The sequence below is a fragment of the Streptomyces sp. NPDC042371 genome, from assembly GCF_056437465.1.
This window is the reverse complement of the sequence record NZ_JBWKAP010000009.1, coordinates 297,074-317,255: the sequence shown is the minus strand read 5'-3', so window position 1 is coordinate 317,255 and position 20,182 is coordinate 297,074. Positions and strand designations below refer to the sequence as shown.

The window sequence follows — 20,182 nt, the reverse complement described above, 5'->3', positions numbered from 1 at the left end:
GCCCCCTTCCCCCACGAGCCCATCCCCCACAGCCCTCTCCCCCTTGACCCCCTCCCTCTTGACCCCCTCCCCCAAGCCCACGGACACCAACAGCACCCCACGCGGCCCCGGCCCACTCACCATCACCGTGATGTGCCTGTGCGTCACCTTGGTGGTGGGAATGGTCTCCGCCGTGAACCTCGCCGTCCCCTCGCTGTCGCGCAGCGCGCTGCGCCCTTCGGCCGAGTCGGTGATGTGGGTGGTCGACGGCTATGTCGTGTTCTTCGCCTGCCTGCTCATCCCGGGCGGCGCGCTCGCCGACCGGCTCGGCCGCAAGCGCGTACTGGCCGCGGGCATGGGCCTGTTCACCGCCGGATGCGCGCTGTGCGCCGTCGCGCCGGGCATCGGCACGGTGATCGCGGGCCGGGTCGTCAGCGGCGTGGGCGCGGCCGCGGTGCTGCCGACGACGCTGGCCCTGATGGTGGACGGCGCGCCGGAGCACCATCGGCCGCGGCTGGTCGCGGTGTGGGCGTCGATGACGGGCCTAGCGGCCGTGCTGGGCAATGTCGGTGGCGGCGCGGCGCTGCAACTCGGTTCGTGGCGGGCGCTGTTCTGGTGCGTGGTGCCGTTGGCTCTGGTGGCGCTCGTGCTGGTGGTGGCGTTCGCCCCGGCGCCCCCGCGGCACGACAGGCCGTTGTCGATGGTGTCCGCGGGTCTGCTGACGGCCGGGTTCCTCGCGCTGCTGTCGGGCATCGTCTCCGGCCCGGAGGCCGGTTGGGGCAGCGCGCGGGTGCTGGGCGGGTTCGGTGCGGCGGCGGTGCTTCTGACGGCCTGGGCCCGCTGGGAACTGCGGCGTGAGCATCCGATGCTGGACCCCCGGCTGTTCACCGTGCCGGTGGTGCGGGCCGGGGCGGTCGGCCTGGCGCTGGTGTTCCTCGGCATGTTCGGCCTGTTCTACGTCAACGGGCAGTATCTGCAGTACGCCAAGGGCTACTCGCCGCTGGGGGCGGGGGTGCGGCTGCTGCCGATGGCGGCAGCGCTGTTGCTCGCGCCGCGCTGCACGGTGGCGCTGGAGCGGCGCACCGGCCCGCGGCTGACGCTGGGGGCAGGGCTTGCGGTGCTGGCGGCCGGTCTCGGCACGGTCTCGCTGGTCGGCCCGAGCACCCCGTATTCCCTGTACGCGCTCGGGGCGACCCTCACCGCGACCGGGTGCGGCCTGGCCACGCCGCTGCTGTCGCACGGCATGATGTCCGCGCTCCCCGCGCACCGGGCCGGGGTGGGCTCGGGGTTGCAGGGTCTGGCGCGGGAGCTGGGCAGCGCGCTGGGCGTGGCGGTCAGCGGCAGCGTGGTGACCCAGGCCTTCACGGCTGGCCTCCCGGCGCCGCTGCAGGGCCCCGACGCGCCGACGACCGTCCCCGCCGCCGAACAGCGCCTGGTCGCGGAGCAGTTGACCGCCCCCGGTCTGCGGCACGCCGTCGTCACCGACTTCACGAACTCCCTGGACACCGCGATGCGGGTGCTGGCCGTCCTGGTGGTGGCACTCGGCGCGCTGGTGGTCGCCTGGTATCCGCGCCGCGAGCACCGGGCGCCGAGGCCGTAGCCATTTGTCACCCGGGTGGCTAGTCCCCCAACGCGTCGCTGGTTCACGGTGGTTGCTCCTAGCCGAGTGGAAGGAGCAAGCGGTGAGACGAAGACGATTTGTGGCGGGGACGATCGGCGCGCTCTCGGGGGGGGCGGTGGGCATGACCAGTACCGTGCCTGCCCCGCCGACCGAGGCGTACACGGAACGTCTCGACGCTTGACGCTGCGCCAGTCGCCCTTTCACCTGGCGGGGCCGCGCACGCTCGGCGCGGCCCCGTCAGGAGATTCCCCTTCCCGGCGCTCGGGCTCAGCGGTCCTGGGCCAGGGCGTACAGCTCGCCCAGCAGACTCCCCTCGGTCGCGACGAGTTCGTCGAACGTGCCCTCTTCCCGGACGGCCCCCTGGTCGAGGACGACGACGCGGTCTGCCATCCGTACGTTGTCCAGCCGGTGCGTCACGACCACGGTGATCCGGTCGGGGGCCATGGCCCGCAGTTCCTGGAAGATCGTGTGCTCGCCGCGGGCGTCCATCTCGCTGGTCGGCTCGTCCAGGACGAGCACGCCAGGTTCCCGGTACATGGCCCTGGCGCAGGCCAGACGCTGCCACTGCCCACCGGACAGCTCGTGGCCGCCCCACACCGACCGGGCGAGGAGCGTGTCCAGTTGGCCGGGCAGTTCGCGCAGCGCCTTGGTCATGCCGACCCGTTCCACCGCGTCCCAGATCCGCTCGTCACCGTACTCGCGGGGCTGTCCAAGAGTGATGTTCTCCCGGGCCGCCAGGGGCCAGTGGCCGTTCTTCTGCGGGACCAGGCCCACGTGCCGCCAGACCGACTCCGCGTCGGCGGTGGTCAGATCGGTGTCGTCCCACAGCACCTTGCCGCCGGTGGGCACGGTCAGCCCCGTCAGCATCCGGATCAGTGTCGACTTGCCCGCACCGTTCTCCCCGACCAGCGCGACGACCTCACCGCGGTTGAGCGTGAGAGTGATCGGGCGCACGGCCGAGGTGCCCTTGCTCGGGTACGTGTACGAGGCGCCCTCGAGACGGATCCGCCGCGGGGATCCGGCCTGCACGGTGCCGCGGGCCGTGGTCATGGCGCGGACCTCGTCGACGAACTCGTAGTAGTCGGAGAGGTAGAGGCCGTGGTGGAACATCACCGTGCTGTATCTGATGATCGAGTTCAAGGCGCGCCCGGCGGTCTGGGAAGCGACGACGGCGGTGCCCGCGATGGCCGTCGACATGGTGCCCGCGAGCACCAGCGCGGCCAGGGAGGCCCACATGCCGAGGGTGAACAGGCCGCCGAGGGAGGCGGCGAGCAACGTGATCAGGAGATAGGGACGGGCCCCCTCCAGCTCACGCCCCTCCACGCGGTCGCACATCGCCCGGTACCAGAAGTGCAGGTAGCCGCCCATCGTGTTGGCCCGCAGTTCGTCGGCGAGCTCGGCCGTGGTCAGCCACCAGCGCATCATCCCGCGAACATTGCGGGCCGAGACCGTCCGGTCGTGGACGCGGTAGTCGACCCGCGCCGCGATGACTCCGCCCAGGCCACGGGGTACGACGGACAGCAGCAGCACACCGAGCAGCAGCGGGTGCAGGGAGGTGAGGACGGTCGCCGCGGACACCAGCTGGACGAGGCCGTTGGTCAGGGTCTTGGCGTCGTCGGCGAGGTCGACGGCGCGCATGGCGCCGATTTCCGCCGCCTTGCTCCGGTCCCCGAAGCCCTCCGCGTCGTACGCGGCGAGCTCGGCCCGCATGTGCAGGTCGACCAGGGTGAGGTCCGCGGCCGAGGCGATCTTCGGGTTCAGCCGCCGGGTCGCCCAGTCCGCGAGGATCCACATCGCGGCACCGGTCGCCATCGCCACCACGGCGACGGCCAGCGCGGGCCACGCGTGGGTGAGGCCCGCGCGGGGGTCGGCGGCCGTCAGCTGCGGCAGGGCGCGGGCGACGGCGCCGAGCATCACGGCCGTGCCGAGGCCGGAGAGCAGCTGGCACACCACGACGGTGAGGGCCATACGTCGGTCGACCGTCCAGGCCAGCCGGGCCGTCTGGAGCAGCGCCGCGGGGATGCGGCGGGCCATGTCGCGCAGGGTGGCGTCGTCCATGGCACGACGGTGCTTGCGGCCGTTGTAGTCGAGCTCCGGCGGCTCGGACGGCTCCGGAACTGCGGTACGGGGAGCGGGGACGGAAGCGGGTGGGTTGGCGGCAGCCGCATCGATCGGCCCTTCGACCGCTTCCTTGGCAGTCTTCTCGTTGTCGCGCGGCGTCGTCATGCCCCCCACCCCGATGACGGTCGTGATGCGGAAGCGAACAGGACGCGACGTACATCGACCGGTCGCCGGAACGCGGTCGCCGCGACGGCCTGCGCGGGAGGATTCTCGAACACGGGGCGAAGGGCGGTAAGCACGCGGACGGGATTCACAAGGTCTCCTCGGTAGTGGTGAACGAACACGACACCGGGACAACGCTGCTGATCACAGGGCCGATACGGGCAGCCACGGGCGACGGATCGAGCGAAAGTTCGATGCCGGGCGGGCAGAGCAAGTGCCTGCGGCCCAGACGCCTGACACGTCCGCGTTCGATTCACTCTCACGGGGATAGCTGGAGAACGGCTGAAACTCGCTCAACCCACTTAAGGGCAGGCAACCTTCATAACAAGCCATCCGGTCCCTCAGCCTCGACGAACCCATCGATCAAGGGGGCAGGACATGTCAGGACGGACCGCTCTGGCGGGTGTGACCGCATTGGCGGCAGTGACAGCAGTGACGGCAGGGGCACTCGTAGCACCCGCCACGGCCTCCACCCACGACCGTCACTCCGCGACCCAGCAAGCCATGGACACCGCGGTCAAGGACGGCGTCCCCGGGGTGACGGGCCAGGCGAAGGACAAGTACGGCACCTGGAACGGCACTTCGGGTGTCGGCGACCTCACGACCGGCAGCCCGCGCGACTCACGCGACCACTACCGCATCGGCAGCATCACCAAGACCTTCGTGGCGACGGTTCTCCTGCAGCTCGCGGGAGAGGGGAAAATCGACCTGGACGACACGGTCGACCACTGGCTGCCCGGCCTCGTGCGCGGCAACGGCCACGACGGCAGGCACATCACGGTCCGCCAGGTCCTCAACCACACCAGCGGCATCTACGACTACTACGCGGACGACGACTTCGCAGCCTCCTTCAGGCTGCGGGACGGCTTCTTCGAGCACCGCTACGACACCTGGCGACCCGAGCAGCTGGTGGCGATAGCCATGCGGCACGAGCCGACCAGCTCCAAGCCGGGCAGATCGTGGCACTACTCCGACACCAACTACATCGTCGCCGGAATGATCGTGCAGAAGGTCACCGGGCAGTCGTACGCGCACGAGGTCCGCAAGCGCATCATCGAGCCATTGGGGCTGCGCGACACCACGGACCCAGGCACCGGCCCGGGCATGCCGCGGCCGAGCAGCCGCGCGCACTCCAAGCTCGCCGACGACAGCACGGGCCCGACGTACGACGTCACGGAGTTCAACCCGTCCGCCGCCTGGACGAGCGGCGGCATGATCTCCGATTCGGCCGATCTGAACCGCTTCCACGCCGCCCTCCTCGGCGGCAAGTTGCTGCCCAAGCGGCAGCTGGCCGAGATGATGACGACCGTCCCCATGGGCGAGGGGTTTCCCGGGGCCCGCTACGGTCTCGGCCTCGCCCAGCGCACCCTCAGCTGCGGCCAGGAGGTCTGGGGCCACCACGGCGGCATCCTCGGCTCCACCTCCGAGGCGGTGACGACCAAGGACGGCCGCCACTCGCTCGCCTTCAACTTCAACGGCGACTGGACCGGCAACAGCAACGCGGTGCTCGAAGCCGAGTTCTGCGGGCCGGGGACCGCGGGACAACGGATCAATAGGATGACCGCATGGGACGCTCGAAGCCGATAGAGCCACTGACTCAGCCGCTCGTGGACGGTGTGGTGGCCGTGCGGTCCCGACGCGCGTCGGATCTGCCCGCCATCGAGGCAGCGAGCCACGACCCCGAAACCCTCCGCTGGCTCGATGACGCGCCCATGGACGCAGCCGACCGCGACACGAACATGTCCCGGGCCGAGGAAGCCTGGCGAACCGGGCGGTCGGCGCCTCTGGTGATCGTGGACGCCGCGACGGACGAGCCCGTCGGGATCATCAATCTGCAGTTCAGGGATGATGCCGTGGCAACCGTCGCGTACAGCGTGTTCCCCGCGCAGCGCGGCCGCGGCATCGCCCCGAGGGCCGTGCGACTGCTCGCGGGCTGGGCTCTGGACGGACTCGGGCTGACGCAAGTGCTGCTCGAAGCCGCGGAGGACAACACGGCGTCGGTCAGGGTCGCCGAGAAGTGCGGGTTCGAGAGGATCGGCAGCCGGGTCGAGCCTGATGCGGAAGGTCCGTACACCAAGCTCGTGTTCGCGTGCACGAAGGGCTGAACGCCTCCAGGGCAGGGGGTTCCGGGCGGCTCTCACCGACCGGAACCCCCTGCGCGGTGCGCAGCGCGGCCAGGAACTGCTCGACCACGGACTCCTGCTCCGAGCGGCTCACCCGCATCCGGGGCTGCCGCGCCGCCACATGCTCACGTGCGCGCCGTGCGATCTGGCGCACCGCGACCGCGGATTTGCCGACGGCCTCGGCGATCTCGCCGTACGGCATCTCGAACACCTCGCGGAGCACGAACACGGCCCGCTCGGTCGGCCCGAGCGTTTCGAGCACCGTCAGCAGCGCGATCGAGACGCTCTCCGCCAGTTCGACGTTCTCGGGCACGGCGCCGAACCGCTGGATCATGTTCGCTGCGAGCTCGGCGGGGAGCTCGGCCTTCGGGAAGACACCGGCGCCCCCTCGGATGTGACAGCGGAGACCGTACGCCGCCCCATTGACTGTGCCCCGTCAAGACGGGAATCTATTGCACACTCGCGAACGGAGTTCATGTACATGAACCCTCTACATGAACCACAGGTTCTGCGTGAGCAGCTATGAGGAGGCAGCGGGACATGGGTGCATCGAGACGGTCCGTATTGGGTGCCGCGCTGGGCGGAGTCGCAGGGGCCGCGCTGCCAGGAGCCGCGGCGGCCCACACCGCAGCGCAGGGCGCGGCCGCCGCCGGGTGGCAGTTGCGGTGGTCGCCGACCGCGCGCGACGACGGCATGCGGGCCTGGGAGACCGTCGAGGACGACCGCGCCGGGTCGCACCCGGCGGCCAAGCCGCACATCCGCACCGACGGCGACAACTGGCGCTTCACCATGCACACGGTGGACCGGGACAGCTCGACCGACCGGCAGCGGCAGGAGGTCACCGGATGCCGTGACGGCGACACGTTCCTGCGCTGGCTGCCCGGCCAGACCTGGCGGCTGACGTACTCCATGTACATCCCGGACTCGCTGCGGGCGACCACCACGTTCACGCACATCATGCAGATGAAGCAGCCCGGCAACGGCACCTCACCGATCGTCGTGCAGTCGCTGCGGCGGGTGGACGGGGAGCAGACCATCGAGCTGAAGGTCTTCGAGTCGGACACGCTCGTCGGCCGCACCGCGCTGCCGCCGCTGCACAACAAGTGGACCGACGTGGACTTCCAGATCAAGATCGGCGACGGCTCTTCGGGTTCCGTGCGCTGGATCCTCAAGAGCGGCGGCAGCACGGTGATCGACAAGTCCAAGACCGGTGTCGACACGCTCCTCGCCGACCGGGTGCGGCCCAAGTGGGGCATCTACCGCTCCCTGGGCGACAGTTCGGGCTCCCTCAAGGACTGCCACCTGCTGCTCGCCAAGCCGCGCGCGTATCAGCTCGTCTGAGAGCCGGTCTGGCTGAGGTCGATGTGCGTCGAGGCGCAGGACGGGCACTTGTCCCGCACCGGCACGGTGATCGTCCTGCCCTGGTACGTCACCTGCTGACGAGGCACGGGAGGTCGGGGACCGACCGCCGCACACGCCCGTGACGCGCGGCCGGGAAAGGCGTGATGGCGGTGCACGGAGGTCGTCGAAGACCGGAGGGTGACCGCGTTACGCGCGGATCACCGCGACCCGCTCCGCAAGCGTCATGATGGGCCTGCGCTTGTACTTGGCCACGACCTCGTCCCTTCAGACGCGGTGGACGGTGTGCAGGGAGTCCGCGTAGATTCCCGGCCCGTCCAGGGTGGACGCACCCGAGACGTCGGCCATGGTGGGGCCGTCGGCGCTCTTGCGGCTGGAGAGGAAACGCCGCTTGCCCGCCCGGTCGGGGCCGAGGTAGATGCCCACGTGATCGACGTCGTACGCGTCCGGATCCTCGGGGTCCCCCGCCACGTCGTTGACGTCGAACAGGACCAGGTCACCCGGCTGCAACTGCCCCAGATCGGGCGTGGAACCGCCACTGCCCGCCCGCTGGGCGACGCGGACGCCGGGCGCGAAGTCCACCATCGCGCCGGACTTGCGGGGCAGTGTCTTCTTCGCCGGGTCCTTCAGCGCCACCATGCCCACGCCCAGGTGGAAGCCGTAGACCATCCGCACGTAGCCGGAGCAGTCCAGGTTTCCGCGCTGGCCGTCCTCCGGCCGCCTGGTCTGGTCGGGGAAGGTCCACGACCGTGCCATGTAGTCGTGGAAGTCCGCGCCGACGGGACGCAGCCCCTGACTGTCGGGCTTTCCGTACCCGGCCTCGCCCAGGACGTCCGCGCCCGCCACCCGCGGGTCCGCGCCCCGCACGCCCGGGGCGCCGGGCAGGAACATCATCGCGTACGAGAGGACGTCCGGGGCCATCGAACCTGCCCAGCCGCGCACGGAAGCCTCGACGGCCGGTGTCCACTCGCCGTCGAACGGCGCGTCCAGGAGCCGCACCCAGTCGCGATGGGTGACCGAGGGCGGCGCCTCCCAGGTCGCGGCGGTCACCTCGAAACGGCCGACGGTCAGGGTGACGGGCAGATTCGTGCAGCCGGGAGAGGCGAAGCCGCGGACGCCCACCCGCCCGCTGCGCAGCCCGGCCTCGGAGTCCTCGATCTCCGCGGTGGGCCGCGTGGGTTCCGCTCCGGCAGCGGGCCACGCCGTTACTTGCGCCTTCGCGCCCTTGCGGCGCACCCGGATCCGCCACGCGTCGCCCGCCCGCACATCCGTGGCGAGCGGTCCCGCCTCGGCCAGCAGCGTCGTCTCGCCGTTCAGCACCTTCTCGACGCGCAGGTCGACCTCCCCCTTCGTGGTGAAGGAGAGCCTGGCCCGGTAGTGGGCGCCGCCGCCCCGGTACCCGAAGAGCAGGGCGAAGGAACAGGCGTTGCCCGTGGGCACCTTGTCGAAAGCGGCCTCACAGGAGACGTCGGCGTCGGATATCCCGTCGTCGGCCAGGGTGGCGTAGCGGCCCGCCTCCGTGTCCTTGAGGAGCATGGTCGCCGCGCCCTTGGCGTGGACACCGAAGTCGGCATCACCGGCCGTCCCCCCGTACACGCTCCAGGTACCGCCGCCGGGCGAGGTGCCCCAACCGGGCTTCAGTTGCCTGGCGGGCAGGAGCGCCGGATCGGGGACCAGCCGGTCGAACACGTCGATGAAGGACTGCTTGTTCTCCGTGAACGTCCGCTCGGGCCCGGCCAGCAGGACGGTACGGGCCCCCTTGGTCAGCACGGCGACCCGCTGCTGCCCGTGCCGAATCTCCGTGCGCGCGGGCGCACCCGGCAGCACCGTCGCGCTCAGCTCCCCGAGAGAGGAACGGGCGAAGGCCGCCGTGTCGTACGGCGTGCCGGTGAAAGTCATCGAGGAGCGCGGGCCGGTCGTGGAAGCGGACGCCGGTACGGGCGACGCGGCGGGTGTGGAGGGAGTGGCGCGGGCCGGGGACGCGGTGGCGGCGGCCGGGGGAATCGCGGCCGAAACGGTGAGGGCCCCGAGGGCGCCGAGGAGACTGCGGCGGGAAGTGTCGGTCACGCGTCACATCATCACCACGGCTCCCCGGAAGGACCTCGTCCGGTACTACGGCCCCAGGACCCCCAGGACCCCCACCGCTGCCGCAGCTGTTAGAAGGCCTCGATCCGTACGCGCTCGCCCGCCTCGTGCGCCTCGCCCGCCTCGTCCGTGAGGAACGCCGCCATCGCCCGTCCTTCCTCCGCGACATCGGCGCGCTCCGCACGGGAGAAGCGCCGCAGCGGGGTCGCCACCACGCTGTCCTTCTCCACGGTCCAGGTCGCCGCGACCCGCCCGTCGACCAGCACGACACGTTCCCCGGCGACCGACAGGCCGCGGTGGTCGTCGTCGATGATCCGGCCGCGCTCCTGGTAGCCGAGGATCGCGTTGTCGAACGCGGGCAGGAAGCGCACGGGTGCGGGCGTATCGGGGTCCGGGCGCGGCGCGTCGGGGAGGTCGAGCAGTTCGCGGCCGCGCTCGTCGCGGAAGGAGACCAGTTCCGCGCGGGTGGCGGCGACCGCGGCCGGGAGCCCGGCGAGGCCGCTCCAGGCGCGCAGGTCGGCGGTGGCGGCGGGGCCGAACGCGGCCAGGTAGCGGCGCAGGAGGGCTTGGCCCACCAGGACCGGGTCAGCCGTGTCGGGCTCCCTGCCCAGCCAGGTGGCGAGCGGGAGGTTGCGTACGCCGCCCTTGGTGCGCCACAGGCCCCGCGGCGGCAGCTGAACCATCGGCACCAGGGCGGCGATCAGCATCTCCCCCAGCGCGCGCGGCGCCACCCCCGGCCAGCGCTCTGCGACCGCCCTCGTGAGCTCGGCCATGGTGCGCGGCTCCCCGTCGGCCATCGTCTTCCGGCCCGCCGCGGCGAGTTCGTCGAGGTCCACGCCGTCGAGCTCGCGGCGGTAGACCCCGAGCACCCGCTGGCGGAGCATCGCGTCGTGCCGGGTGCGCCAGGCGAGGACGTCGTCGGCGGTGACGAGGTGGACCGTGCGGCGCATGAGGTGCGTACGCACCACACGGCGCTCGACGAGCAGGTCGGAGAGGGCTTCCGGCTCGAAGGCCCGCAGCCTGGACCAGAGTCCGACGAACGGCTCCTGCGGTTCCTGCGCCTGCAGCCCGCAGAGGTGCGCGACCGCGTCCAGCGCGGGCATGTCGGCGCGGTCGAGGAGCAGTTGCCGGGCGAGCGTGGCGCGGCCCAAAGTCCGGGCGTCGAGGACGGTCACCGGGCCACCGCCGGGGACTCGTCGGCCGTCCGGTGGGCGGGCCCCGGGGCCGGTCGGGTCGAGGTGGCGTGCACGGACATGCGGCTGCTCCTGGGGTCTCACGGCTCGGCGCGGCGCCAGGACGCGGCGTGCTGCGCTGCCACGTCCCTCGGCCGAGCACCACAGTCGCAGACGACGCGGTCAGCTTCTGTCCGCGACTCCCTCCCCCGCCGTCCTGCGGATCGCGCCCCCCTCAGATCGCGATCGACTGCTGGAGCCAGCGGCTGACGCGGTACGGGAGCCACCAGGCGTACGGGCCGATGTCCATGACGAGTTGTTCGGCGCGGAAGTCCTCCAGGACGGCCTTCGGCACGCTGTCGGCGAGCGCGCCGTGGTCGAGGCGGTCGATGACCGTCTCGTACTCGGGTTCGTCGGCGGTGAAGCGGCGCAGTTCGCCCCAGCGGCGGTCGCGGATCTGGATGAAGCCGGGGCCTTTGCGCCACAGGCACTTGCACAGGTAGTGGCCGCGCCGCCAGGTGTTCAGGGCCTCCTCGGCGCCTGCCGGGCCCAGCAGCGCGGCGGGCGGCTGGAGGTGGCTGAGCAGTCGCCAGGTGTCCTCCGCGGCCGGGTCCAGGCGCAGTTCCCACTCCACCATGACGGCCCGCGCGGTCAGGTCCCGGACGAGGCCGAGTCCGTGCAGGGCGGCGGACGGGTCCGCGGTGGCGGTGAGGTCGACGGGGGCGGGCAGCCGCACCCGGCGCGCGCCGAGCTGCCACAGGCGCTCGGCCTGGCCGCGGGGCGGTCCCGGCAGCGGCACCTCGCCGAGGAACATGCCGGGCAACTCGCACGCGGCGGGGTCGTAGTCGCGCCAGGCCAGGAGTGTCGGCGTGGCGAGGGTGGCGGTCATCTTGCTCCTCCAGGTCGGGCCGGGTCGGGTGGGTCAGGCCGGTTCGGGGACGCCGGTGCCGTCCTGGGCAACGGACGCGGGGTCGGCGTCCGCCGCGTGGATGTGCCGCATGAAGTCGAGGCGGAGCAGGTCCTCGTTGACCGCGGCCGGAGCGATGTGCACGTACTGGCCCGCATCGGTGAAGACGATGCCGAGGGCCGTCCAGGAGTCGAGGAGTTCCTGGACTTGGGTCTCGTCGCGGGCCGGGGCGGGGACCCGTGCGGCGGCCTTCCGCAGGAGGGCCTGAACGCTGTGCGGCTGGTCGAGGAGGCGGAAGACGGCCAGCTCGAAGGGGTCGGTCAGCTCCATGGCGTGCCAGGAGAAGGTGCGTCGACGGCTGACGAGGACGATACGGTCGCCGTGGTCGTCGTGGGTGAGACGGGCGTCGGTGTGGTGCTTGCGCCAGTCGGCGAGGGCCGCGTTGAGCGTTTTCACGGTGGGCTCGTCGATGCCGCGGGCCGGGGCCTCGAAGACGTACGCCATGCCGTACAGCTCTTCTTCGGGCAGGTCGTAGGTGAAGCGGTAGTGCCCCTCGGGCCGCAGGCCGGTGAAGCCGAGTTCGGGGCGTTCGAAGTAGGGGCTGAAGCGCTCGATGGCGATGCGGGCCGAGAGGTCGACGGGCGGGTCGAGGTGTTCGAGGGCGGGGATCTGCGCGATGACGGGGTCGTAGTCCTCGGCGCTCTCGCCGGGGAAGCCGTGGAGGTAGTTCCAGGCGACGGAGAGTCCGGTCTCGGCGCCGTCGCGCAGCATCCGGACGTTCTGGCAGCCGCTCACACCCTTGTCCATCAGGTCGAGGACCCGGCTGTTGAGGCTCTCGATGCCGGGCTGGACGTAGATGAGTCCCGCTTCGGCGAGGGTGCGCAGCTGGCTGCGCTTCATGTTGGCCTTGATCTCGATGTGCAGGCGCAGGTCGTAGCCGCTGTCGATGATGCGCGGCAGTACGGTCGTCAGGTAGCGCATGTCGAGGATGTTGTCGACGACGTACATGTCCAGGACGCGGTGGCGGCGGGCCAGGTCCATGATTTCGTCGTAGAAGGTGTCCGGGCTCTTGGAACGGAACTCCATGAACGAGCCGTTGAGCCCGCAGAAGGTGCAGTGGTGCTTCTCGCCCCACCAGCAGCCGCGTGCGCCCTCGACGACGAGCTTGGGCTCCACCCAGTTGCGGGCCACGGACGCGGCGAGGCGTTCGAAGTAGCCGCTGTAGTCGGGCGGCAGGATCGCGGCGGGCGGCAGCGGCTTGGCGGCCATGGGGTTGGCGACGCTCTTGCCCGCGGCGTCGCGGTGGCAGAGCCCCGGGATGTCGTCGAGCGGCGTCTTCTCCGTGAGCGCGGTGAGGAGCGCGGGGAAGGCGGCCTCGCCCTCGCCTCGTACGACGTGGTCGACGAAGGCGAAGTTGCGGTGCACGGCGGCGCCCTGCTCGCCGTCGCAGTTGGCGCCGCCCATGACGGTCACGAGGTGCGGGGCGAGCTCCTTGACGCGGCGGGCGCAGGCCAGTGCGGCGGTGTTCTGCTGGAAGGTGGAGGTGAAGCCGACGACGTCGGGTTCGCTCGCCACGACCTGACGGGCGATCATCTCGACGAACTCGGGGACGATCCGGTGGAGTTCGCGCGTCATCTTCATCCGCGCGGCCTTCAGCTTGCCGGTCATCGTGGCGGTGAACTCCTCGTCCCGCCAGTTCGGGTCGTCGTAGAGGGCCGAGGAGAAGACCCAGTCGCCGCAGCCCATGAAGTACGAGGAGAGCGCGTAGTACTCGTAGTCGTCACCGGTGAACTCGGTGCGCTCGGTGATCCAGTCGGTGAAGGCGAGGTTGGCGTGCAGCACCTCGGCGGTGGCGCCGGGAACGCGCTCGTCCACGCTCCGTTTGAGGATGCCCAGGGCGAGCGAAGGAAGGTCGATGGGCGACCAGGGCATGTTGACCAGCAGTACGCGCACGGGCGCTCCTCCGGGGGTGTGGGTCGGCCGGCCCCCGGGAACGTGCCCGGGAGCCGGCCGGTGAGGATCAGTCCTCGACGGTGTCTTCGCCGTCTTCGGCGTTGCGGAACGGGACGGTGACCGTGATGCCGACACTCGGCCTACGGTTCGTCTCGTCCTCCGCGAGCGGGTCGTTGTGGATGACGTCCTTCTGCATGGCTCTCTCCTCTCGGTCGTTCAGTGATTCGGTGATCCACTCATTCAGTGCTGAACTGTGTGGTGCATCGACCCCGCACCTTTCGGAGCGGGGCGTCTGGGTGGGCGGAGCTCCCGGTCGAGGAAGAGCACCGCGCGGCGCAGTACGGCCATGTGGTCGCCGCCGTCGTAGCCGTCGTGCCCGGAGTCCAGCCACAGGGACTCGTGCCGGGCACCGGCCGCGTCGAGCGCGCCGAGGTAGGAACGGACCTGGTCCGCAGGGCACTTGGTGTCGTGCGTGGCGGCGACGACGAGGAGCGGGTCCCGTACGCGGGCGGCGTACCGGATCGGGGAGCTGTGCGCGTATCGCCCGGGCACCTGGTCGGGGGTACCGCCGAACAGCCGCTCGTCCAGGGCGCGCAGGGCCACGGTGCCCGATGCGTGGGCGGCGGCGTAGTCGGCGACGGGCTTCACGGCGACGCCTGCCCGCCACAGGCCGGGCCGCGTGCCGAGGGCGAGCAGGACGAGGTAGCCGCCCCACGAGGTGCCCCACAGTCCGGTCGCGTCCGGGCGGATCAGGCCGCGCGCGGCGAGGTCGGCGTGGACGGCGGCGAGGTCGGCGACCTGGGTGTGGCCGACGCCGTCGCGGAACGCGCGCTGCCAGCGGGGTCCGTAGCCGGTGGAGCCGCGGTAGTTGACCCGGGCGACGGCGAAGCCGGAGGCGACGAGCGAGTGCACGGTGCCGTCGTAGGCGTCCCTGTCGTGGTCGGCGGGGCCGCCGTGCACGAGGAACACGGCGGGGTACGGGCCTGGTCCGTCCTCGGGGAGGCTCAGCAAGGTGTGTACGGGACCGTCGGGGCCCGGTGTGCGGATGTCCTGCACGGTGCCGGGGACGCGGCCCGCGACGGTGCCGAGCGGGGGCAGCGGGGTGCCGGTGCTCGAGGTCATCGTCGGGGGGTGCGTGGTGTCGGTCCAGAGGGTGTGGAGGTCGCCGCCGGGGCGCGGGGCCGCGTCCAGGAGCGTGCCGGGCGGCGTGGGCACGGGTTCCAGGGTGCGGCTTTCGAGGTGGGCTCGGTGCAGCAGGGAGCGGCCGTGGCGGTCCTGGCGGATCAGGACGGAGCGGCCGTCCGGGTACCAGCGGGCGGTGATCTGGGTGTCGAAGGCGCACCAGTCGTGGGTGACGGTGCCGGTTGCGGGGGCCCAGGTGGCGAGCAGGTAGCGCTCCTCGCGCTCGCGGACGAGGAGGAGCGTGGAGCGCGGTCCCGCGGGTGCGAAGCCGAGGGCCCACAGTCTGCCGTGCGGGCCGTCCCCGGGCAGGACCGCGGCCACGGTGCCCGCGGGGGTGAGCACGGTGACGGCGGCGGGCGAGTCCGCGGTGCGGGTGAGGGCCAGCAGATCGCCGCCGGGGGCGAGTCCGGCGAGGGCGGCGGGGCCGTCGACGCGCATCACCTCGCGACCTGGGCCGCCGCGCGGGCCGATGCGGATCGTGGTGCTGTCGTCGAGTCCGATGCCGACCGTGGCGATGGGTCCGCCGATGACGGCGAGTCCGCGGGCGGTGCCGTCCGGGATGCCGGTGAGCCCCGGCCGGTCGGGGCCGCCCGTGAAGGCCTGGTGGCGCCAGTGGCCGACGCCCCTGGCGTCCTCGGCGAACCACCAGACCCGTGCGTCCCGGTCGATGGCGCCGTGCAGGGTGCCGCCGGGCCGGTCGGTGACCCTGCGGGAGCTGCGGGCCGCGGTGTCCCAGGTGTAGACCTCGCAGCGGCCGTCGGCGTCGGCGGTGAAGACCATCCGGCGCGGATCGGCGGCGCACACTTCGGGCAGCGCGGCGCGGTAGACCTGGAAGCGGCTCATGCGGCGGCCTCCGCGAGGGCGGACCGCCGCGTGGTGTGCACGGCGAGCAGGGTCAGCAGGGCGGCGCAGCCCAGTGCGGGTGCGGCGGTGCCCACCCGGTCCGCGAACAGTCCGGCGAGGACGGGGGCGAGGGCCGCGGTGCCGCCGGACGCGGTCGCGAGCACCGCGCCGACCCGCGCCTGCAGCGAGGGCTCCGTCACGACGAGGGCGCGCGCCTGGAGGACGACGGCGGGCAGCGGCACGAGCAGGCAGACCGCGCCGAGCAGCAGGCCGTACGTCCAGGGTCCTGCGGCGGTGGCGAGGGCCGCGGTGAGCGGTACGAGCAGCCAGGTCACGGCGACGAGGACCCGGGCGGCGCCGACCCGGACGGCGACCCGGGGCGCGGCGAGCGAACCGGCGAGACCCGCGGCGCCGGAGACGGCGAGGACGCCGCCCAGCGGGAGGGCGCCGGAGCCGGAGCGTTCCAGCGCGAAGACGGCGGCGTAATAGAGCGCGACGGCAACGCCGTTGACGAGGGCGATCCACACCAGCACGAGCCGGAGCAGCGGCTGCTGCCGCACCAGGCGCAGTCCCGCTGCGGCCTCGCGGAGCAGGCCGCCTCCGGTGGGCTCCGCCGGGGCTTTCAGCTCGGCCCGCATGCCGCGTACGCAGCAGGCGGCGACGGCGTACGAGAGGGCGTCGGCCACGAAGGGCAGCGCACGCGAGAGCTGGTAGGCGGCGCCGCCGAGGGCGGGCCCGAGGATGAGCGCGCCCTGGTCGGCGGCGGCGAGCCGGGCGACGGCGCGGGGCTGGTCGTCGGGCGGGCAGACCAGGGCGACCGTGCCGCGTGAGGCGGCGTCGTGGGTGGCGGTGGCGAACCTCTCGACGAGGACGGCGCCGAGCAGGTGCGGGAGTTCGAGGTGTCCGAGGGCGAGTACCAGGGCGACGGAGCCCATGGCGAGCGCCGAGACGGTGGCGGACCAGAACATGATCGTCTTGCGGGCGCCGCGGTCGGCGGGGACGGCGGCGAGCGGTCCGAGCAGGATTCCGGCGGCCAGGGAGAGCCCGGCGACGAGTCCGGCGGTCTGTGCGGAGTGGCCGAGCGAGAGGAGCAGCAGCGGGAGTACGACGCCGGAGGCCTGGGTGCCGAGGGCGTCGGCGGCGTTGGCCCACCAGAAGAGGCGGAAGTCGCGGGCGGAGGTGCCTTCGTGAGAGGCAGGTCCGGTGGTGTTGGGTCCGGAAGGGATAGCTCCGGAAGCGGTGGATCCGCCGTGGTCCGGCGTGTCCGCCTGCGCAAACGACTCCACGCATTTCCTCCATGAACATGAAGCAGCTGTGAAGAGATGTGTAGGAAGTGAAATGAGAGCGGGATCGTAGCCAGCGCTCCGAGCGAGCTACAAGGCGCGGGAGCCACTGACCGAAAAGCGCGGCGAGGGCGGCACGAGACGAGTTTCTGCCGCAACCACAAGAGGAGGCGCGGCCTCCGGCAAGGCCCATGAGACCGGTGGTGCGTGAGTGACATCTGCGACCCGAGGGACGCCATAGAGGACACGTACATCAATGTGCGAAGGGGGGTAATTACGTACGTACGAGCCCTCGCCTAGGGTGGCGGGGGCAGCAGTCGGCGGCGCCGGTCGAACGGGAGTATGGCCGGTTCGCGCCGATACGAACGGCACCGCCAGGACCGCGGAGGGCGAGCGATGGAACCCAGTGGGCAGGGCTGGTTGCAACTGGCCGAGTTCGCCGTGGCCTTCGCCCTGTCCGCCGCGATCGGCCTGGAGCGCGAGATCCGGCAGAAGGCCGCGGGCCTGCGGACCTACACCATCGTCGGCGTGGGCTCCGCCCTGTTCACGCTGGTCAGCAAGTACGGGTTCACCGACGTGCTGCAGGCGGGCACCGTCACCCTCGACCCGTCACGGGTGGCCGCCCAGATCGTCTCCGGGCTCGGCTTCATCGGCGCCGGAGTCATCTTCGTGCAGCGGGGGTCCGTACAGGGCCTGACCACGGCGGCCACCATCTGGCTGACGGCCGCCGTGGGTTCGGCGGCGGCGGCCGGGCTGCCCTGGCTCGCGGTGCTCGCCACCGCCTCGTACTTCTTCGTCGCGTACGCCATCAGACCCCTGGCCCGCAGGCTCTCACTGCTGCGCTCGGTGCCCGTGCACTTCCGCATCACCTACCTGCAGCGCCCCGGCCTGCTGCACGACCTGTTCGCGGAGTGCACGCGCGCCGGTTTCGACATCGCCGAAGTACGCACCCTCAGCGCCACCGGCCCCATCGGTGCGTACGGCGGCGACACGGAACACACCGTCGAGGTGCTGCTGGCCCTGGCGGGCCACGGCGACGGGGACGCGCTGACGGCGCGGTTCGTGGCGGTGGACGGCGTCGTGGCGTGCGCCCGGCCCGGCTACGGCGACGAGTGAGCGTCGAGCACTCCGGCCACCAGCGACCGCGCGTAGGCCGCGTCGTGCCCTGACGGGCGGAACAGGATGCGGTACATCATCGGTGCGACGACGTGGTCCAGCACCGTCTCGACGCCGGGCCGGGTCTCCCCGCGGTCGCCCGCGCGGCCGAGGATGACGTCGATCTGTTCGGCCGCGTACGCGGAGCACTGGCCCGCGTTGCTGCCGTCCGGGTCGCCGAGCAGGGCGTCGCGGATGTACGCGCGGCCCGCGGGCGACGCCATCTCGTCGAGGAACTGCTCGGCCCAGGCCTGCAGATCGGTCCTGAGGTCGCCGAGGTCCTCCGGCGGCGCCTCGGGACGCAGCCGTTCGACCGCCACGTCCGACAGGAGCGTCTGCAGATCGCCCCAGCGGCGGTAGACCGTCGAGGGGGTGACTTCGGCGCGGGCCGCGATCAGGGGAACCGTCAGCGCGTCGCGGCCCACCTCCTCCGCGAGTTCACGCACGGCGGTGTGCACCGCCTCCTGGACGCGGGCGCTGCGCCCGCCGGGGCGCGCCATCGGTCTACGACTCACGAGATCACCTTAAAGCCGTTCCTACGACGCCACGGCGACCGGAGCGTGTCCACGCGCGGGCACCGTCTCCTCGTACGCGTGCCCCACCCGCAGCACCATGGCCTCGGCGAGGGGCCGCCCGAGCAGCTGCATGCCGATGGGCATCCCCGCTCCGTCGTGCCCGACCGGGACGGACAGCGCCGGGACACCGGTGATGTCCGCGGGGGCCGACAGGCGGACGTACGCGTCGGAGACGCTCTCGCTCGTACCGTCGGGCCAGCCGATGACCTCCTGGTCCGAGCGCACCGCGGTGACGGGAACGGTCGGGGCGGCGACCACGTCGACCTCCTCCAGCATGCGCAGCCACGCCTGGCGCATGAGCGTGCGGGCCCGCTGGGCCCGCAGATAGTCCCCGGCGGACATGAGCGCGCCCGCCTCCAGCAGGACACGGATGTCGGCGCCGTACTGCTCGGGAGCCGAGCGCAGCGTCCGCTCGTGATAGGCGGTGGCTTCGGGGACCATCAGGCCCCACTGCGTGGCCTGGACGTAGCGGGCCATCGGAATCTCGACTTCGACGAGCGTCGCGCCGAGCGCCTCGAGCTGGGCGATGGCACTCCGCACCGCCGCCTCCACCTCGGGGTCGACGTGCTCGAAGTAGTAGTTGCGCGGGACACCGACCCGCACGCCCGTCAGGTCCGCGCCCGGGAGCGGCCGGTAGTCCACGGACGACGGGGTGGGAAGGCTGGCCGGGTCACGGGGGTCGTGGCCCGCGAGGACGGACATCACCAGGGCGGCGTCCTCGACGGTCCGCGTCAGGGGGCCCACGTGGTCCAGCGACCAGGACAGGGACGTCACGCCGCGCCGGGGCACGAGGCCGTACGTGGGCTTGAGGCCGACGACACCGTTCAACGCGGCCGGGACGCGGATCGATCCTCCGGTGTCGGTGCCCAGGGCGAAGGTCGCCGCGGCCGCCGCCACGGCGACGGCCGAACCGCCGCTGGAGCCGCCCGCCACGCGGTCCGGGTCCCAGGCGTTCCGGGTCTGGGGCGTGGTCAGTCCGTAGGCGAACTCGTGCGTATGGGTCTTGCCCACCAGGGCGGTACCGGCAGCGGCCAGTCGTGCGGCGACCGTGCTGTCGGCGACCGCGCGGTGGTCCGCCCGGACCCGGGAGCTTGCCGTGGTCGCCACACCGGCGACGTCGATCAGGTCCTTCAGCGCCACGGGGATTCCATGGAGCGGACCCTTCAGGTGATCGGTTGCGGCTGCGCGTGCCGACTCGCGCGCCCGCTCCGCCGTCACGGTCACGTAGGCCTGGAGGCCGGGTTCCGTCCGTGCGATCCGGTCGAGCACCGAGTCCACCAGCTCGACGGGGGACAGTCGCCGCGCCCGGATCTCGTCCGCGGCGGCGGCCAGGGACAACTCATACGGCTGCATCGTGCGCCTCCTCTGCCACGCGGTGGGCGGCGGGCGGAGTGTCGGCGAAGTCCAGTTCGCGCAGGACGGCGACGACGGAGTGGATGTGGTCGGCCGTGGCTGCCACCGCCTGACTGCGGTCGCCTGCCAGCGGAAGTCCGGAGCGCGCGGCCCACCGGGCGGCCTCCGGCGGCGTGAGCTGCGGTGGGGCGTCGGACATGGAGATCCCTTTCGCTGCGGTGCGGTGCGGGCGTACGAACACCTCGCACCGCTAAAAGCTAAGCGTTTGCGTTAGCCACAACGTAAGACCTACTCTCGCTTAACGCAAAC

At 72.0% G+C, this 20,182-nt stretch carries 16 protein-coding genes and 1 pseudogene; 5 read left to right on the top strand and 12 right to left on the bottom strand.

The window, feature by feature from the left end:
* The first annotated feature begins 58 nt into the window (after positions 1-58).
* Positions 59-1,579, top strand: a complete 1,521-nt coding sequence (locus tag AC068B_RS28190) for an MFS transporter (protein ID WP_478674418.1) — start codon at positions 59-61, stop codon at positions 1,577-1,579.
* 288 nt (positions 1,580-1,867) lie between these two features.
* Here AC068B_RS28190 and AC068B_RS28185 read toward each other — a convergent pair whose 3' ends face one another.
* Positions 1,868-3,826, bottom strand: a complete 1,959-nt coding sequence (locus AC068B_RS28185; RefSeq protein WP_478674417.1) for an ATP-binding cassette domain-containing protein — start codon at positions 3,824-3,826, stop codon at positions 1,868-1,870.
* Between the two features lie 435 nt (positions 3,827-4,261).
* Between AC068B_RS28185 and AC068B_RS28180 the strand changes: the two genes are divergently transcribed.
* Together AC068B_RS28180 and AC068B_RS28175 are read left to right on the top strand one after the other, a co-directional pair.
* A complete protein-coding gene (locus AC068B_RS28180) occupies positions 4,262-5,470 on the top strand; it encodes a serine hydrolase domain-containing protein (RefSeq protein ID WP_478674416.1) in 1,209 nt (402 codons plus the stop codon).
* On the top strand, positions 5,449-5,988 hold the full coding sequence (locus AC068B_RS28175) for a GNAT family N-acetyltransferase (RefSeq protein WP_478674415.1): 540 nt from the start codon (positions 5,449-5,451) through the stop codon (positions 5,986-5,988). Before AC068B_RS28180 ends, AC068B_RS28175 begins: the two co-directional genes overlap by 22 nt.
* Positions 5,989-6,037: 49 nt before the next feature.
* Here AC068B_RS28175 and AC068B_RS28170 read toward each other — a convergent pair.
* Positions 6,038-6,319, bottom strand: a pseudogene (locus tag AC068B_RS28170) (sigma-70 family RNA polymerase sigma factor); the annotation flags it as partial.
* Positions 6,320-6,546: 227 nt separating this feature from the next.
* Between AC068B_RS28170 and AC068B_RS28165 the strand changes: the two are divergent.
* Positions 6,547-7,347 carry a heparin lyase I family protein gene (locus tag AC068B_RS28165; protein ID WP_478674414.1) on the top strand — a complete coding sequence of 267 codons (801 nt, stop codon included), beginning with the start codon at positions 6,547-6,549 and terminating at the stop codon, positions 7,345-7,347.
* Positions 7,348-7,632: 285 nt separating this feature from the next.
* On the opposite strand, the gene AC068B_RS28160 is transcribed toward AC068B_RS28165, so the two are convergent.
* From AC068B_RS28160 to AC068B_RS28130, 7 genes are all read right to left on the bottom strand, one after another.
* On the bottom strand, positions 7,633-9,432 hold the full coding sequence (locus AC068B_RS28160) for a hypothetical protein (protein ID WP_478674413.1): 1,800 nt from the start codon (positions 9,430-9,432) through the stop codon (positions 7,633-7,635).
* Between the two features lie 89 nt (positions 9,433-9,521).
* The gene (locus AC068B_RS28155) at positions 9,522-10,625 is read right to left on the bottom strand and encodes a winged helix DNA-binding domain-containing protein (RefSeq protein WP_478674412.1); all 1,104 of its coding nucleotides are present in this window, start codon (positions 10,623-10,625) and stop codon (positions 9,522-9,524) included.
* Positions 10,626-10,857: 232 nt separating this feature from the next.
* Complete coding sequence (locus AC068B_RS28150; protein ID WP_356265392.1) at positions 10,858-11,511, bottom strand: DUF5825 family protein; 654 nt, start codon at positions 11,509-11,511, stop codon at positions 10,858-10,860.
* A gap of 33 nt (positions 11,512-11,544) precedes the next feature.
* On the bottom strand, positions 11,545-13,482 hold the full coding sequence (locus AC068B_RS28145; protein ID WP_478674411.1) for a RiPP maturation radical SAM C-methyltransferase: 1,938 nt from the start codon (positions 13,480-13,482) through the stop codon (positions 11,545-11,547).
* 67 nt (positions 13,483-13,549) lie between these two features.
* Positions 13,550-13,678, bottom strand: coding sequence for a hypothetical protein (locus AC068B_RS28140; protein WP_263399473.1), 129 nt, complete (start codon positions 13,676-13,678; stop codon positions 13,550-13,552).
* A gap of 44 nt (positions 13,679-13,722) precedes the next feature.
* The gene (locus AC068B_RS28135; protein ID WP_478674410.1) at positions 13,723-15,507 is read right to left on the bottom strand and encodes an alpha/beta hydrolase family protein; all 1,785 of its coding nucleotides are present in this window, start codon (positions 15,505-15,507) and stop codon (positions 13,723-13,725) included.
* Positions 15,504-16,793, bottom strand: coding sequence for an MFS transporter (locus AC068B_RS28130; RefSeq protein WP_478674409.1), 1,290 nt, complete (start codon positions 16,791-16,793; stop codon positions 15,504-15,506). The genes AC068B_RS28135 and AC068B_RS28130 overlap by 4 nt, the downstream gene beginning before the upstream one ends.
* Before the next feature lie 393 nt (positions 16,794-17,186).
* Between AC068B_RS28130 and AC068B_RS28125 the strand changes: the two genes are divergently transcribed.
* Complete coding sequence (locus AC068B_RS28125) at positions 17,187-17,906, top strand: MgtC/SapB family protein (RefSeq protein ID WP_478674408.1); 720 nt, start codon at positions 17,187-17,189, stop codon at positions 17,904-17,906.
* Here the strand turns inward: AC068B_RS28125 and AC068B_RS28120 are convergent.
* The 3 genes from AC068B_RS28120 to AC068B_RS28110 are packed head-to-tail and all read right to left on the bottom strand — an operon-like array spanning position 17,891 to position 20,072.
* Positions 17,891-18,445 (bottom strand): TetR/AcrR family transcriptional regulator, encoded by a 555-nt coding sequence (locus AC068B_RS28120; RefSeq protein ID WP_478674495.1) that lies wholly within the window; start codon positions 18,443-18,445, stop codon positions 17,891-17,893. The two genes, AC068B_RS28125 and AC068B_RS28120, sit on opposite strands and share 16 nt — an antisense overlap.
* Before the next feature lie 36 nt (positions 18,446-18,481).
* On the bottom strand, positions 18,482-19,873 hold the full coding sequence (locus AC068B_RS28115; protein WP_478674407.1) for an amidase: 1,392 nt from the start codon (positions 19,871-19,873) through the stop codon (positions 18,482-18,484).
* Complete coding sequence (locus AC068B_RS28110) at positions 19,860-20,072, bottom strand: hypothetical protein (RefSeq protein WP_478674406.1); 213 nt, start codon at positions 20,070-20,072, stop codon at positions 19,860-19,862. Before AC068B_RS28110 ends, AC068B_RS28115 begins: the two co-directional genes overlap by 14 nt.
* Between the last annotated feature and the right edge of the window lie 110 nt (positions 20,073-20,182).

Bases quoted from the DNA above. Each gene is read 5' to 3' on its own strand.
- AC068B_RS28185 (WP_478674417.1), bottom strand. From the start codon at position 3,826: ATGACGACGCCGCGCGACAACGAGAAGACTGCCAAGGAAGCGGTCGAA.
- AC068B_RS28180 (WP_478674416.1), top strand. From the start codon at position 4,262: ATGTCAGGACGGACCGCTCTGGCGGGTGTGACCGCATTGGCGGCAGTG.
- AC068B_RS28175 (WP_478674415.1), top strand. From the start codon at position 5,449: ATGGGACGCTCGAAGCCGATAGAGCCACTGACTCAGCCGCTCGTGGAC.
- AC068B_RS28165 (WP_478674414.1), top strand. From the start codon at position 6,547: ATGGGTGCATCGAGACGGTCCGTATTGGGTGCCGCGCTGGGCGGAGTC.
- AC068B_RS28150 (WP_356265392.1), bottom strand. From the start codon at position 11,511: ATGACCGCCACCCTCGCCACGCCGACACTCCTGGCCTGGCGCGACTAC.
- AC068B_RS28140 (WP_263399473.1), bottom strand. From the start codon at position 13,678: ATGCAGAAGGACGTCATCCACAACGACCCGCTCGCGGAGGACGAGACG.
- AC068B_RS28135 (WP_478674410.1), bottom strand. From the start codon at position 15,507: ATGAGCCGCTTCCAGGTCTACCGCGCCGCGCTGCCCGAAGTGTGCGCC.
- AC068B_RS28125 (WP_478674408.1), top strand. From the start codon at position 17,187: ATGGAACCCAGTGGGCAGGGCTGGTTGCAACTGGCCGAGTTCGCCGTG.
- AC068B_RS28120 (WP_478674495.1), bottom strand. From the start codon at position 18,445: ATGGCGCGCCCCGGCGGGCGCAGCGCCCGCGTCCAGGAGGCGGTGCAC.
- AC068B_RS28115 (WP_478674407.1), bottom strand. From the start codon at position 19,873: ATGCAGCCGTATGAGTTGTCCCTGGCCGCCGCCGCGGACGAGATCCGG.
- AC068B_RS28110 (WP_478674406.1), bottom strand. From the start codon at position 20,072: ATGTCCGACGCCCCACCGCAGCTCACGCCGCCGGAGGCCGCCCGGTGG.